Annotated in this window: 15 protein-coding genes; 8 read left to right on the top strand and 7 right to left on the bottom strand. The window is 74.1% G+C overall.

Annotated elements, in window-relative coordinates; genetic code table 11:
* The first annotated feature begins 60 nt into the window (after nt 1-60).
* Both FGW31_RS02060 and FGW31_RS02065 read left to right on the top strand, forming a co-directional pair.
* Entirely contained in the window at nt 61-891 is an 831-nt protein-coding gene (locus tag FGW31_RS02060; RefSeq protein ID WP_142191556.1) for an aldo/keto reductase, read from the top strand.
* A 126-nt stretch (nt 892-1,017) separates the two neighbouring features.
* On the top strand, nt 1,018-1,632 hold the full coding sequence (locus FGW31_RS02065; RefSeq protein WP_142191557.1) for a DNA polymerase ligase N-terminal domain-containing protein: 615 nt from the start codon (nt 1,018-1,020) through the stop codon (nt 1,630-1,632).
* 164 nt (nt 1,633-1,796) lie between these two features.
* Here FGW31_RS02065 and FGW31_RS02070 read toward each other — a convergent pair whose 3' ends face one another.
* The 4 genes from FGW31_RS02070 to FGW31_RS02085 all read right to left on the bottom strand — a co-directional run bounded on the left by FGW31_RS02070 (nt 1,797) and on the right by FGW31_RS02085 (nt 5,880).
* Nucleotides 1,797-4,157, bottom strand: coding sequence for a SpoIIE family protein phosphatase (locus FGW31_RS02070; protein ID WP_142191558.1), 2,361 nt, complete (start codon nt 4,155-4,157; stop codon nt 1,797-1,799).
* Between the two features lie 60 nt (nt 4,158-4,217).
* Nucleotides 4,218-4,685, bottom strand: a complete 468-nt coding sequence (locus tag FGW31_RS02075; RefSeq protein WP_142191559.1) for a peroxiredoxin — start codon at nt 4,683-4,685, stop codon at nt 4,218-4,220.
* Nucleotides 4,682-5,062, bottom strand: coding sequence for a DoxX family protein (locus FGW31_RS02080; RefSeq protein ID WP_142191560.1), 381 nt, complete (start codon nt 5,060-5,062; stop codon nt 4,682-4,684). The genes FGW31_RS02075 and FGW31_RS02080 overlap by 4 nt, the downstream gene beginning before the upstream one ends.
* A gap of 71 nt (nt 5,063-5,133) precedes the next feature.
* The gene (locus FGW31_RS02085; RefSeq protein WP_142191561.1) at nt 5,134-5,880 is read right to left on the bottom strand and encodes an AraC family transcriptional regulator; all 747 of its coding nucleotides are present in this window, start codon (nt 5,878-5,880) and stop codon (nt 5,134-5,136) included.
* Between the two features lie 102 nt (nt 5,881-5,982).
* On the opposite strand from FGW31_RS02085, the gene FGW31_RS02090 reads away from it, so the two are divergent.
* Complete coding sequence (locus FGW31_RS02090) at nt 5,983-7,119, top strand: MFS transporter (RefSeq protein ID WP_142191622.1); 1,137 nt, start codon at nt 5,983-5,985, stop codon at nt 7,117-7,119.
* A 10-nt stretch (nt 7,120-7,129) separates the two neighbouring features.
* Here the strand turns inward: FGW31_RS02090 and FGW31_RS02095 are convergent, their stop codons facing one another.
* Entirely contained in the window at nt 7,130-7,636 is a 507-nt protein-coding gene (locus FGW31_RS02095) for a MarR family winged helix-turn-helix transcriptional regulator (protein ID WP_142191562.1), read from the bottom strand.
* 179 nt (nt 7,637-7,815) lie between these two features.
* On the opposite strand from FGW31_RS02095, the gene FGW31_RS02100 reads away from it, so the two are divergent.
* From FGW31_RS02100 to hemC, 3 genes are all read left to right on the top strand, one after another.
* Nucleotides 7,816-8,796: an ATP-dependent DNA ligase gene (locus FGW31_RS02100; RefSeq protein ID WP_142191563.1), complete on the top strand. Its 981-nt coding sequence runs from the start codon at nt 7,816-7,818 to the stop codon at nt 8,794-8,796.
* 145 nt (nt 8,797-8,941) lie between these two features.
* A complete protein-coding gene (locus FGW31_RS02105) occupies nt 8,942-9,718 on the top strand; it encodes an NPP1 family protein (protein WP_142191564.1) in 777 nt (258 codons plus the stop codon).
* A 75-nt stretch (nt 9,719-9,793) separates the two neighbouring features.
* Nucleotides 9,794-10,729 (top strand): hydroxymethylbilane synthase, encoded by a 936-nt coding sequence (gene hemC / locus FGW31_RS02110; protein ID WP_142191565.1) that lies wholly within the window; start codon nt 9,794-9,796, stop codon nt 10,727-10,729.
* A 7-nt stretch (nt 10,730-10,736) separates the two neighbouring features.
* On the opposite strand, the gene FGW31_RS02115 is transcribed toward hemC, so the two are convergent.
* The gene (locus FGW31_RS02115) at nt 10,737-11,258 is read right to left on the bottom strand and encodes a hypothetical protein (RefSeq protein ID WP_142191566.1); all 522 of its coding nucleotides are present in this window, start codon (nt 11,256-11,258) and stop codon (nt 10,737-10,739) included.
* 492 nt (nt 11,259-11,750) lie between these two features.
* Between FGW31_RS02115 and FGW31_RS02120 the strand changes: the two genes are divergently transcribed.
* Nucleotides 11,751-12,542, top strand: a complete 792-nt coding sequence (locus FGW31_RS02120) for an RNA polymerase sigma factor SigF (protein ID WP_142191567.1) — start codon at nt 11,751-11,753, stop codon at nt 12,540-12,542.
* Here FGW31_RS02120 and FGW31_RS02125 read toward each other — a convergent pair.
* Nucleotides 12,490-12,879: an ANTAR domain-containing protein gene (locus FGW31_RS02125; protein WP_182675315.1), complete on the bottom strand. Its 390-nt coding sequence runs from the start codon at nt 12,877-12,879 to the stop codon at nt 12,490-12,492. The two genes, FGW31_RS02120 and FGW31_RS02125, sit on opposite strands and share 53 nt — an antisense overlap.
* Nucleotides 12,880-13,127: 248 nt before the next feature.
* Between FGW31_RS02125 and FGW31_RS02130 the strand changes: the two genes are divergently transcribed.
* The gene (locus tag FGW31_RS02130; protein WP_142191568.1) at nt 13,128-13,931 is read left to right on the top strand and encodes a VOC family protein; all 804 of its coding nucleotides are present in this window, start codon (nt 13,128-13,130) and stop codon (nt 13,929-13,931) included.
* The last annotated feature ends 16 nt before the right edge of the window (nt 13,932-13,947 follow it).

The raw sequence follows: 13,947 nt of genomic DNA on the forward strand, positions 1-13,947 counted from the left end.
TCACCGGCCCCGCCGTCCGCGAGGCTGGGGGGACGACACTGTCAACGTGAAGGGCCCCTCGTGACGAGCATCCCGAGCCACACCCTCAACGACGGCACCACGATCCCCGCCCTGGGCCTGGGCACCTGGCCGATGGACGACGCGGAGGCGGAGCGGGCGGTGGCCACGGCCCTCGCCGCGGGTTACCGCCTCGTCGACACGGCGGCCAACTACCGCAACGAGACCGGTGTGGGCCGTGCCGTGGCCGCGGCGGACGTCCCCCGCGAGGAGATCGTCGTGACGACGAAGCTCCCGGGCCGGCACCACGGCTACGAGGAGACCCTCGCCTCCTTCGAGGAGTCCCGGGCCCGGCTCGGCCTGGACTACGTCGACCTGTACCTGTTCCACTGGCCGCTCCCCCGGGTCGACAAGTACGTCGACTCCTGGAAGGCCATGATCAAGCTGCGCGAGGACGGCCTGGTCCGGTCGATCGGCGTCTCCAACTTCACGGCCGCGCACATCGAACGTCTGGAGAAGGAGACCGGCGTCCTGCCCTCGGTCAACCAGATCGAGCTGCACCCGCTGTTCCCGCAGGAGGAGCTGCACGCGTACCACACGGGCCGGGGCGTGCTCACGGAGAGCTGGAGTCCGCTCGGCCGCGGCTCGCAGCTCCTGGACGACCCGGCCGTGGCCGCGGTCGCCGAGGCGCACGGGGTCACGCCGGCCCAGGCGATGCTGCGCTGGCACATCCAGCTGGGCGCGCTTCCCGTGCCCAAGTCCTCCGACCCGGGCCGGCAGCGCGCGAACCTCGACGTCTTCGGCTTCGAGCTGGACGCCGACCAGATGCGGACGCTCGCCGACCGCGCCCACCGGCGGCTCGGCGGGGACCCGGAGGTGCACGAGGAGTTCTGACCGGGGTACCCGGGGCCCGCGCGTGCGCCGCCGGCGGACGACACCGCACGGAACCGGCGGCGTACGGCGTACGGCGCCGCGCGAACCGGCGGCGTGCGGTGACGGCGTACGGGAAGGAGCGGCACGGTGGGCGAGCGGGACCGGTTGCGGGAGTACCACGGCAAGCGGGACTTCGACCGGACGGGCGAGCCCCGGGGAACCGGGGCGGCGCCGGGGCCGGAGCCGCGCTTCGTCGTGCAGATCCACGACGCGCGGCGGATGCACTTCGACGTCCGGCTCCAGGTGGGCGACGTGCTCAGGTCCTGGTCGGTTCCGAGGGGCCCGTCCGCCGACCCGCGGGACAAGCGGCTTGCGGTGCCGACGGAGGACCATCCGCTGGAGTACGAGGAGTTCGAGGGAGTGATCCCGCGCGGCGAGTACGGCGGCGGCACGGTGATCGTCTGGGACCACGGCACGTACGAGCCGCTGAGCCACGACCGCCGGGGCCGGCCGCTGGACTTCGCGGAGTCGCTGGAGCGCGGCCACGCCACGTTCCGGCTGCGCGGCGCGAAGCTGCGCGGCGAGTACGCCCTGACCCGCTTCCGCGACGGCGGTGACGACGGCGGGGAGGCGTGGCTCCTGGTCCGGGCGGCCCAGCAGGGCGCCGGCCGCGGCGCCCCCGATCCGCGGCGGGCCCGCTCGGCCCGCACCGGCCGCACCCTCGCCCAGGTCACGGCGGAGGACGGGGAACGGCCTCGCTGAGAGCCGGGGGTGCGGTGCCGCCGGCTCGACGCGGCCCGAGGGGCCCGTGCGGCCGTGCCGGCCTCACCGCTGCAGAGGGTGCCGCCGGAATGACAGTCCCTCCGGACCGTGGACGACCACCGTCGGCACCGCCCGGAGGACGCTTCGTCAGGGCTGCTCGTGGTCTACCCGGACGGTGGGAGGTCGTCGTACGGGCTCCGGACCGGGTCCGGCAGGGTCTGCTCCGCCCAGATGGTCTTTCCGGCGTCGGTCTGGCGGCTGCCCCAGCGCTGGGTCATCTGGGCCACCAGCAGCAGTCCGCGGCCGCCCTCGTCGAAGGCGTGCGCGCGGCGCAGGTGCGGTGAGGTGCTGCTGGCGTCGGCGACCTCGCAGATGAGGCTGCGGTCCCTGATCAGCCGCAGCTGCACCGGCGGCACCCCGTAGCGGATGGCGTTGGTGACCAGTTCGCTGACGACGAGTTCGGTGACGAAGGCGATCTCGTCCAGTCCCCACGCGGTGAGCATGTCGATGGCCCACTGGCGGGCGGCGGCCACCTCCTCGGGGGTCGAGCGCACGTTCCGGGTGGCGACGCGGTCGGCGCCGAGGGCCCGGGTCCGGGCCAGCAGCAGCGCCACGTCGTCGCTCGGTTCCTCCGGCAGGACGTGCTTGAGCACGCTGTCGCAGAGCGCGTCGAGCGAGTCGGCGGGCACCGTCAGGGCGCGGCGCAGCTCGTCGGTGGCGCGGTCGATGTCGCGGTCGCGGTCCTCGATCAGACCGTCGGTGTAGAGGGCGACGAGGGAGCCCTCGGGCAACTCGACCTCCGTCGCCTCGAAGGGCAGTCCTCCCACCCCCAGCGGCGGTCCGGCGTTCACCGGGACGAGCCGGCACGTGCCGTCGGGCAGCACCACGGCCGGCGCGGGATGCCCGGCGGCCGCCACCGTCAGGCGTGCCGAGACCGGGTCGTAGACGGCGTACAGGCAGGTGGCGCCGAGTTCGGCGACCTCGTCGAGGTCCCCGGAGGCGAGATGGGTGACCAGGTCGTCGAGGTGGGTGAGGAGTTCGTCGGGCGGCAGGTCCACGTCGGCGAGGGTGCGTACGGCCATGCACAGCCGGCCCATGGTCGCCGCGGAGGGGATGCCGTGGCCCACGACGTCCCCCACGACCAGGGCCACTCGGCTGCCGGCCAGCGGGATGACGTCGAACCAGTCGCCGCCGATGCCCGCCGCCGACACCGACGGCAGATAGCGGTGGGCGACCTCGACGGCCGCCTGTCCGGGCAGTCCCCGTGGCAGCAGGCTGTGCTGGAGCGTCAGCGCCGTGCTGCGCTCGCGGGCGAAGCGGCGGGCGTTGTCCACGCAGACGGCGACCCGGCTGGCGAGTTCCTCGGCCAGCACCGCGTCGTCGGCGGCGTACCCGTCGGGGTGGAGGCTGCGCATGGCGATCGCGACACCGAGGGTGGTGCCGCGGGCGCGCAGCGGTACGGCCAGCAGCGAGTGGATGCCGGCCGGTCCGTGCGGCACGCGCTCGGCGATCCACCGGTCGAAGTCCGCTTCCCCGGCCCGGGCGAGCACCGCCCTGCCCTCCCGCAGCGCCCGCGCGAGCGGCGAGTACACCGGGTGGACGTCCGTCCGGCCCAGGTGGACGGCCGGACCGGGGCTCTTGTGGTCGGCGGAGCGGTGCGCCACGCGGCGCAGTACGACGTCACTGCCCGGCAGGGCGGTGGGGGGTTCGTCGGTGCCGAGCACCCAGTCGAGCAGGTCGACGGCGGCGAAGTCGGCGAACGCCGGGGTGAGGACGGCCACGAACTCCTCGGCGGTGCGCACGACGTCCAGGGTGGTGCCGATGCCGGCGGCGGCCGCGTTGAGCAGCGCCAGGCGCCGCCGGGCCCGGTGCTGCTCGGTGCTGTCGAACGCCGCGATGGCGGTGCCGGCCACCTCGCCGGTCGGTTCGCGGACCGGCCACATCTCGATGTTCCAGGCGTGCGAGCGGTCCTCGGACGGTGCCCGGGTGACGGTCTCGTAGTTCAGGGGCCGGCCCTCCTCGGCGACCCGGCGCAGATACAGCGCGATGCCGAGGGTGTCCGCGCCGGAGTCCACGGTGTCCAGATAGGGGCGCCCGACCGGGTTCCTGTCGCTCCCGCCCATGAGCCGCAGGGCGGCGTCGTTGAGCGTCAGGAAACGCTGGTCGGTGTCGAAGACGGACATCGCGACGGACGCCTGCTGGAACGCACGGGCGGTCAGGGAGGTGCCGGCCGCCTCGGGCGGCTCGGCGGTGATGACGTGCCCGGCCGGGGCGCCGCCCGCGCCCCGCAGCGGCCGGACCGTGAGGAGGACCGGTACGGGGTGGCCGTCGCGGTGGCGCAGCACGACCGGGCCCGACGGCAGGGGCGTGCCGGCAGGGGCCGGGGCGTCCGGGGCGAGGAGTTGCCGTACGGCCCGTCCCACGGCCTCCTCGGCCGGGTGTCCGGTCAGCCGCCGGGCTTCCTCGCTCCATCCGGTGACGGTGCCGCGGGGGTCGACGACCACCGCGGCGGAGGCGTCCTCCATTGGTCCAGGATCGTCCCGGTGCCCGCCGCTTCTCAACCGCGGCCGGGCGTCCGGGTGGTCTCAGCCGCGGTGGGCGCGGAGCGCGGCGAGCGCGCGGTCGGCGTGGACGTTCATCCGCAGTTCGCTGCGGACCACCTCCAGGACGGTGCGGTCGCGGTCTATGACGAACGTGGCCCGCCGGGTCGGCGCCAGGGCGATCCCCCGCTTCACGCCGAACCGCTCGCGGACCGTGCCGTCCGCGTCGGACAGCAGGGGCATGCCGAGGGTGTGCCGTCCGGCGAACTCCGCCTGGCGTTCGACGGCGTCCGCGCTGATGCCCACCGGTCGGGCGCCGGCCTCGGCGAACTCGGCGGCGAGGTCACGGAAGCGGCAGGCCTGGGCGGTGCAGCCGGGGGTGAGCGCGGCGGGGTAGAAGAACAGCACCACCGGCCCGTCGGCGAGCAGGTCCGACAGCCGGCGCACGGTGCCGGTCTCGTCCGGCAGCGCGAAGTCCTCGACCGTGTCGCCCTTGTCCGGCCGCCCGCTCACGACCGGCCCTCCGCGCTCTTGGCGACGGCGCGCGCCCACAGCACCAGCGGCAGCTGCAGGGGCAGGCGTCCGAGGGCCGCGGCCTTCTGCGGGGCGGGGCGGTGCCGCCAGTCGACGGCCATCTTCACGTTGGCGGGGAACACGCCGACGAAGAAGGCCGCCGTGGCCAGTGCGGCGGCCTTGCGGGTGCGGGGCAGCGCCACTCCGGCGGCCAGCGCGAGTTCCGCGGCGCCGCTGGCGTAGGTCCAGGTGCGGGGCGAGCCGGGCAGGGAGCGGGGCACGATGTGGTCGAACTGGCGGGGGGCGGCGAAGTGGGCGGTGCCCGCGGCGGCCAGCAGGCCGGCGAGCAGCAGGGGTGAGCGTTCGGACCGTTGCACGGTTCCTCCTCTGGTGACCTGCCGCGCGATATTACCGGACAGTAAGTCGGATGCGGGCGCCGCCGGGCCGGTCAGGTCCGGCGGCGGTGACTGCCGGGCGTGCAGCCGAGCGAGCGGCGGAAGACGTCGATGAACGCGCTGGCGGAGGCCCAGCCGCAGCGGTGCGCGACGGTCGTCACCGGCAGTCCGTCGGCGAGCATCCGCAGGGCGTGGTAGAGCCGCGACTGGGTACGCCACTGCGGGAAGGTCATGCCGAACTCGCGGCGGAAGAGCCTGCTGAGGGTGCGTTCGCCGACGCCGGTGGCCGCGCCGAGGGCGGCCAGGGTGCGGGTGTCGGCCGGGTCGGCGTGGACGAGCGCGCACACCGCGGCCAGTCGCGGGTCGGTGGGCGTCGGCAGTCGCAGCGGCTGCTGCGGCGAGACACGCAGCCGGTCGCGGAGGACGGCGAGCAGGCGGGCGCGCTCGGGGCTGTCGTCGCCGGGGTCGCGGGCGTAGGCCACGATCAGTTCGCGCAGCAGCGGCCCGACGGCGAGCACGGCCGGCGCGTGAAGGGCCGGCGGGTTGTCGTCGGCGGGCAGTCCGACCAGGTGCAACTCGAGCCGGCCGTGGGCCCGGTGGGCGTGCACGGTGCCGGCGGGGACCCAGATGGCCCGGGTGCCCGGGGCGAACCAGGTGCCCGCGTCGGTGGTCACCTCCACCACGCCGGAGGCCGCGTAGACGATCTGGTGGTCGTCGTGGCGGTGCGCGTCGATGCGCTCCCCCGCGGTCAGGAGCCGTGCGCGGGTGGGTGCGGTGGGGTCGTGGCGGATGTGCGGCACAACTGGGCAGATTATCGGAAGCGGGACGGCCGGGCGGCGGCCGAGGATCGCGGGGTGACCACCGCATTCCTCTCCGCCGGCCGTCGCCGGCCCATCGCGCTGATGTCCGTCGCGCACGCGTGCGTGGACGTGTACCAGGGGGCCGTGGCCGCCCTGGTGCCGTACTTCGTCGCCGAGCGCGCCTACTCCTATGCCGCCGCCTCGGGTGTCGTACTGGCCGCCTCGCTGCTGTCGTCGCTGGTGCAACCGGTGTTCGGGGCGCTGACCGACCGGTGGGCGATGCCCTGGCTGCTGCCGCTGGGCGCGCTGGCCGCGGGAGCCGGTGTCGCGCTCAGCGGTGTCACCGGTTCCTACGCGCTGACGCTGGCGGCGGTCGCGCTGTCGGGGGTCGGTGTCGCCGCGTACCACCCGGAGGCGGCCCGCGCGGCGCGCGCCGCGGCCGGCGGCAGCCACACGGCGATGGGCCGGTTCTCGCTGGGCGGCAACGTGGGTTTCGCGCTGGCGCCGCTGCTCGTCGCGGCCGTGGTCGCGGTGGGCGGGCTGCGCGCCTCGCCGCTGCTGGTGCTGCCGGCGCTGCTGGGTGCGGCGCTGTGCGTGGCGGCCGGCCGCTCGGCGGGGTCCCGCGCGGGCGGCGGGGCCGTCACGGCCGCGTCCGGCCGTGACGACTGGCCGTCGTTCCTGCGCCTGTCGGGCGCCGTGGCCTGCCGGTCGGTCGTCTTCGTCGGGCTGAGCGCGTTCGTCTCGCTGTACGTTCCCGGACGCGCCGGCGGCGGGGAGGCGGCCGGTACGGCCGCGCTGTGCGTGCTGTACGCCGGTGGCGCGGTGGGCACGGTGGCCGGGGGCCGGCTCGCCGAGCGGTACGGCAGGCTCGCGGTGGTGCGGCGCGCGTACGTGCTGGCCGTCGTCGCCGTGGCGGGGGTGGTGCTGGTGCCGGGGCCGGCGGTGTACGGGTGCGTGGCGCTGGCGTCGGCCGGGCTCTACGTGCCGTTCTCGCTGCACATCACGCTCGGCCAGGACGCCCTGCCCCGTCGGGTCGGCACCGCGAGCGGGGTCACGCTGGGGCTGGCGGTGAGCGTCGGTGGCGTGGCGGCTCCGGCGCTCGGCGCACTGGCCGACGCGACGTCGCTGCGCACCGCGCTGCTTCCCCTGGTCGTGCTCCCGCTGGTCGCCCGGCTGCTGCTGTGGGGGCTGCGGGAGCCGGTGCCGGCGGGTGCCGGGCCGGAGGCGCAGGTGCGGTGAGGCGGCCGGGTCAGGGGGTGGGCGCGCGGTCCGGTTCCTCGTCGGTGGCGTGGGCGAGGAAGTCGTCGACCATGCGGTGGAAGAGGGTGGCGAGCTGCCGCAGGTCCTCGGGCGACCAGTGGGCCAGTGCCGCCTGCATGCCCCGTACCCCGGTCTCGCGGATGCGGGCGATGGCCTCCCGGCCGGCGTCGGTGAGTTCGATGCGCTGGGCGCGGCGGTCGTCGGGGTCCGGGACCCGGGTGACATGGCCGGACTTCTCCAACTGCTGCACGGTGCGCGTGACATGGGAGGCCTCGACGCCCAGCCGGGCAGCCAGCTCCCCCGGCCGCATCGGCTCGGCGTCGGCCATCCGGCGCAGCAGCGCCACCGCGGCCCGGTCCATCGGCACACCTGCCAGGGCCATCAGCCGCTCGTGCTGCCGGGCGCGCGTGCTCAGGTAGGTGATGCGGTGCAGCGCGCGCTCGATCTCGGCCACTTCCGGGGATGCGGGGACGTCGGGGGGCGGGGGTGTGGGCATGCACCGCACTTTACCATCTCATTGCGTAACTCAATCAATCGCCCTGCCTCCCGTGCCCGACCCGCCGCCGCGTCGCCGCCACGGTCCGCCGCCGTCCGCTGCCGTGCCGTCGGCCACCGTTCGGGGGAAACCGGGGCCGCCCGCGCGTGCCGCTCCGCGCAGGCGTCCACACCTCACCCGTGACCCTGCCACTGATCCCGCCCATGCTCGCCACTCCCGGCACCCTGCCGCCGCCTGCGGCGGACGCCCGCTACGCGTACGAGACGAAGCAGGACGGGCAGCGGGCCGTGGTCTACCTCCCCGGGGACGGCACCGTCGTGCTGCGCGCCCGCTCCGGCACGGACATCACCGGCGCCTACCCGGAGCTGGGCCCGCTGGCCACCGCCCTCGGCACCACGCCCGCGGTGCTGGACGGCGAGGTGCTGGCGCTGGACGAACACGGCCGCGCCAGCTTCCAGTTGCTCCAGTCGCGGATGGGCCTGGCGCACGCGCCCGCCAAGGCGGCCCGGCGGGCGGCGGCCGTCCCGGTGCACCTGGTGCTCTTCGACGTCATGCACCTGGCCGGGCGGTCGCTGGTCCGGCTGCCCTACACGGCGCGCCGCGAGGCGCTGCTCGGCCTCGGCCTCGACGGCCCCGCCTGGTCCACGCCGACGGCGATCGTCGGCCACGGAGCCGAGGCACTGCGGGCGACCCTCGACCACGGCCTCGAGGGCCTGGTCTGCAAGCGGCTGGACTCGGTGTACGAGCCCGGCGTGCGCTCCCGCGCCTGGATCAAGATCCGCAACATGCGCAGCGAGGACGTCCTGGTCGGCGGCTGGCTGCCCGGCAAGGGACGGCTGACCGGCCTGCCCGGCGCGGTCCTGGTCGGACAGCGGGCGGCGGGACGGCTGCGGTACGTGGGCGGTGTGGGCACCGGCTGGAGCGAGGCCGAACGGACCGATCTGGCCGCCCTGTTGCGGGCGGCGGCGACCGACACCTGCCCCTTCGACCCGGCGCCGGCCGTGCCGGGCGCGCGCTGGGTGGTGCCCCGGCTGGTCGGCGAGGTCCGCTACAGCACCCGCACCCGGGAGGGGATGCTGCGCCAGCCGTCCTGGCTGCGGCTGCGGCCGGACCTGGCCCCGGAGGAGGCGGCGGCCGACATTCCGGACGACATGGTGTGATCCGGGGCCGGCCGCCGCGAGAGTTGGGCCGCACTTCATCCCCGGGACGCCTGTGCCCTCTTGGCACGGGTGTTCCCGAGCGGGATCATGAACTCCCTTTCCCCCCACAGCCGTTGGGCTGCGCCCGGACCAAGAGGAGGACGCAGTGTCGCCGAGCACGTCCCGAACGCACCGCAGGAGGTGGCTGACCGGCCTGGCCGGCGCGGCCGCCCTGGTGATCGCCTTCCCCGCCACCGCCTTCGCCGCACCGCCCCCCGCACTGCCGGCCAACGCGGACGCACTGGAGCAGACGTTCCAGCCCGCCTACGACTACGACACCGACGGCTGTTACCCCACACCGGCCATCGGCCCCGACGGCTCGGTCAACACCGGCCTGAACCCGACCGGCGCGCTCAACGGCAACTGCCGTGACGCCTCGGACCTGGACAACACCAACGGCTATGCGCGCTCCAAGTGCAACAACGGCTGGTGCGCCGTCATCTACGGCCTGTACTTCGAGAAGGACCAGGCGCTGCCCGGCAGCAGCCTCGGTGGCCACCGCCACGACTGGGAGCACGTCGTGGTGTGGGTGCAGGACAACACCGTGCAGTACGTCTCGACGTCCGCCCACGGCTCGTTCTCGATCCACGCGCGGTCGGCGGTCCGCTTCGACGGGACGCACCCGAAGATCGTGTACCACAAGGACGGCGTCAGCACCCACTGCTTCCGCCTCGCGGGCTCCGGCGACGAGCCGCCGGAGAACCACAGGGGCAGCTGGCAGTACCCGGCCCTGGTCGGCTGGAACGGCTACCCGGCGGGGCTGCGCGAGAAGCTCGTCTCCTACGACTTCGGCAGCGCCAACTTCGGCCTGAAGGACGGCAGTTTCAACTCCCACCTGGCGGCGGCCAAGCCGTCGGGCATCCCGTTCGACCCGAACGCCTGACCGTCACCGGCCGTTGCCGGGGCGCCGTACGGTGTCCCGGCAACGGCCGGGGCCCTGAGGGTCTATCGTGTCGGCATGTCCGCCCCGGAACAGATCCGCATCGTCTCCCGCGACTCACCCATGGCACTGGCCCAGGTGGAGCGCGTCCGCTCCGAGTTGGCCGCGGCCCATCCCGGTGTGCGCACCGAGGTGGTGCCGGTGAAGACCACCGGCGACAAGTGGCTGGGCGATCTGTCGCAGGTGGAGGGCAAGGGCGCGTTCACCAAGGAGGTGGACGCCGCGCTGCTCGCCGGCGAGGCGGATCTCGCCGTGCACTGCGTCAAGGACGTGCCGGCCGACCGGCCGCTGCCCGCGGGCACCGTGTTCGCCGCGTTCCTGAAGCGGGACGACGTCCGTGACGCCCTCGTGCACCCGGGCGGTCTCACCCTGGACGAACTCGCGCCCGGAACCCGGATCGGCACCTCCTCGGTGCGCCGGGTCGCCCAACTGGCCGCCACGCACCCGCATCTGCGGTGCGTGCCGTTCCGCGGCAACGCCAACCGGCGGCTGGAGAAGCTGGCGGCCGGTGAGGCGGACGCGCTGCTGCTGGCCGTCTCGGGCCTGGAACGCATCGGCCGCACCGACGTGATCAGCGAGATCCTCTCCCCCGAGGCGATGATGCCGCCCGTCGGCGCGGGCATCCTGGCCCTGCAGTGCCGCGAGGACGACACCGCCCTCATCGAGGCCGTCGCCGTCCTCGGCGATCCGGACACCCACCGGGAGGCGGACGCCGAGCGCATGTTCCTGCACGTGCTCCAGGGCCACTGCAACAGCCCGATCGCCGGAACAGCGAAGGTGCACCGCACCGGCGACCTGTCACTGCGGGCCTGTGTGTTCACCCCGGACGGCAAGACCCGGCTGAACGCGCACGAGTGGGCGGGGCGGCTGGATCCGGCGACGCTCGGCACCTCGGTGGCCGTGGCGCTGCTGCGTCAGGGCGCCCGCGAGATCATCGACGGCATTCCGCACTGACGCCCGATCAGGCGGTGCCCTCCTCCGCCTGCTCCTGCAGGAACACGCTCACCTGGTGGGCGAGGCTGTCGCGGCAGGCGCCCGCGGACGCCCCGGCGGGCAGCTCCTGCACACCGATGCCGCCCGCCCACAACCGCCGGCCGGCCCACTCCTCGTCGACCCGCACCTGCACCTGCACGTCGACATGGGTCAGGGACGCCTCGGGAGCGGCCGCGTAGAGCACGGCGGTGGCCCGGCGCAGCGGATAGACGTCGAATCCCTCGATGAACTGCGAACTGCGCCAGTCGATGAACGCGCTTTCGCCGTCGGGACCGGTCCGCACATCGATCTGACCGTCCTCGAGATGAATGCAGAACGGCCGCTCGCCGCGATTCTCGGCGGTCACGCGGACACTGAAGTACGTCAGCCCCTCGGCGGCGTCGTCCCGTCCGCGCGGGGGTTCACCCGGTTCCAGACGGTGGACGCGGACCCGCAGACCGGCACGCTCGTCGTACTCCTGCCAGTCGCCCAGCACGTTCGGCTCGTACACTCTGCACCTCTCGACTCCGTCCGCTGCTTCCTATCCGCGGGCTCAGCGCACTGTCAAATGAGCAGAATGCGCTGTCGTCGGGCGGTTCGCCCGATGTGATCGACGATCAAGCGCTGCGCTGGAGGAATCCACCGGCCGGCCCTCCGCCCCGCCGGCCCGGCGTGCCGCACATCACGTCCGTCGGGGTCACCCCGTCGGCCCCGGGAGCCGTCCGCAGCCGACGGAACGGCCGCCGCCGGCCGCACTCCCGGCCGTCGTCGCATTTCACACCACGAATTCCTCCGATTCCATAACGTGCACATTCCATGAATACGTCCGCGGAATTCGCTGAACCGTTTTGAAAGGACGGCGGACGGGGAATGGGATGGTCAGTGCTTCGGACAGGAGGCACGTCCGTGGGAACCGCTCGCCGGCCGCGGGCCTGTCGTGGTCCGAGCCGCCGCTTCCCACGGATTTCTGTCATCCGGCACCCCGCTCAGGGAGGTGCGTGTGATGCGTACCGTCAGTCCCAGGAAGCCGCACCCGCACGACGACTCCCCCGACACGGCCGACGCCTTCGCTCGTCTGGCCGGGCTGCCCGAAGGCCCCGAACGCAGCGCCCTGCGCGACGAACTGGTCACGGCCTGGCTGCCCATGGCGGAGCGCATCGCCGTCCGGTTCCGCGGGCGCGGCGAGGCCCTGGAGGACCTCTACCAGGTGGCGGCCCTCGGTCTGGTGAAGGCCGTCGACCACTACGACCCGGGGCGCGGCAACGCCTTCGAGGCGTACGCGGTGCCCACGGTCACCGGTGAGATCAAGCGCCACTTCCGCGATCACATGTGGACCCTGCACGTACCGCGCCGGGTCCAGGACCTGCGCAACCGGGTGCGGCACGCGGCGAAGGAGCTGGCGCAGACGACGCCGGGCCGGGCGCCCACGGTCGCCGAGATCGCCGCGCACGCCCAGCTGACCGAGAGCGAGGTGCGCACCGGCATGGAGGCACTGGAGTGCTTCTCCGCGCTGTCGCTGGAGGCGGAGATGCCGGGCACCGACGGATACGCGCTCGGTGACGCGATCGGCGGCCCGGACCCCGCGTTCGACACGGTCGTCGACCGGGTGGCGGTGCGGCCCTGTCTGCAGGCGCTGCCGGAGCGCGAACGGCTCATCCTCTACCTGCGGTTCTTCGGCGGGATGACGCAGAGCGCCATCGCCGATCAGCTCGGCATCTCGCAGATGCACGTGTCCCGGCTGCTCAGCAGCTGTTTCGCCCATCTGCGCGAGGAACTGCTGGCCGAGTCCGGCTGAGCGGGCCGGTGCGCAGCGCCGGGACCGGCGGCGCGCCGGGCACCTGGGTCGGGCCGAGCCGGTCGAGCACCTCCTCCAACGCCGTGCGCACCTCCGCCGGCAGCAGACCGGTGCGTCCCCAGACGAGGATCATGTCGGCGACGTTGCGGAGCTTGATGTTCGTGTGCTGGGAGACCTCCCTCAGCACCTCCCAGCCCTGGTCGGGCGAGACCCGGCCGAGGGCGACGATCATGCCGATCGCCTGGTCCACCACCGCGTGCGAGGCGACCGCGTCCTTGAGCTGCTGCACCTCTTCCTCCAGTCGGAGGATCCGGTCGGCGCCCCCGTCCGTGGGCATGGCCACCTCCTGGTCCGGTGTGCCGCTCCCGCGCTGCCTTCGCACAGTGCTTGAGTGCCTTCACCCAGTGTCCGATTCCTCCATCGTCACCACTCGGGCCGCCCCGTGCCACCGGGACGGCCGGGGTGGCCGGGCCCACCGTTTCGGTGCCGCCGCCGGGGTACTCGGCAGGCGCCCGGGCCGGTACCCGGCGGACACTGGTGCCATCCGGGTGGCTGCCCGGCCGACGAGATCAGGACGCGACTGCCATGAACCACGACATGCCCTCCCCTGCCGGCACGACGGACGTCTTCTCGACGCACTCCGTGTTCGGGGCACCGTGCTGGGTCAGTCTGACCAGCCGCGACGTGAAGACGACCGAGGAGTTCTACGGGGCCGTCCTGGGCTGGCAGTGGCGTCCGGTCCGGCTCGGCGACCGGTTCCGCATCGCGCTGGCCGACGGCTCGCCGGTGGCCGGGATCGCCGGCGTCGCGACGATGTGGCAGATGGCGGTGGCGTGGACGCCGTACTTCGCGGTGCGCAGTGCGGACGAGGCGGCGGCACGGGTGCAGGAGCGCGGCGGCACCACGGCGGTGGGTCCGATCTCCCTGCCGCCCGGCCGGGCGGCGCTGCTGGCGGACCGGGACGGGGCGACGTTCGGGATCTGGGAGGGCGAACTGTTCACCGACTGGCCCACCTGGCGCCGTGCCCAGCCGGCGTTCATCCGGCTGCACACCCGGGACGCGTTCGACGCCGCGATCTTCTACGGCGAGGTCTTCGACTGGGCGTCCGACAAGCCCGGCTGCTGCGAAGTCCACTACGAGGGCGAGGAAGTGGTGCTGCGCAGCGGCGGTCAGGTGGTGGCGCGCATCGAGTCGGGGGCGGCGGAGTCGGCTCCCGACCCGGCGATCCGGCCGCACTGGCAGGTGCACTTCGCGGTGAAGGACGTGGCGGCCTGTGCCCGTGCCGCCGAGCGGCACGGCGGCAGTGTGCTGTCGGAGAGCGCCGACGAGGCGGTGCTGCGCGACAACGAGGGCGCACAGTTCACGGTGACGGCGCGCCCCGAACGGTGATCCGTCCGGGGCGCGC

The organism is Streptomyces calvus, from assembly GCF_006782915.1.
Lineage (GTDB): Bacteria > Actinomycetota > Actinomycetes > Streptomycetales > Streptomycetaceae > Streptomyces > Streptomyces calvus.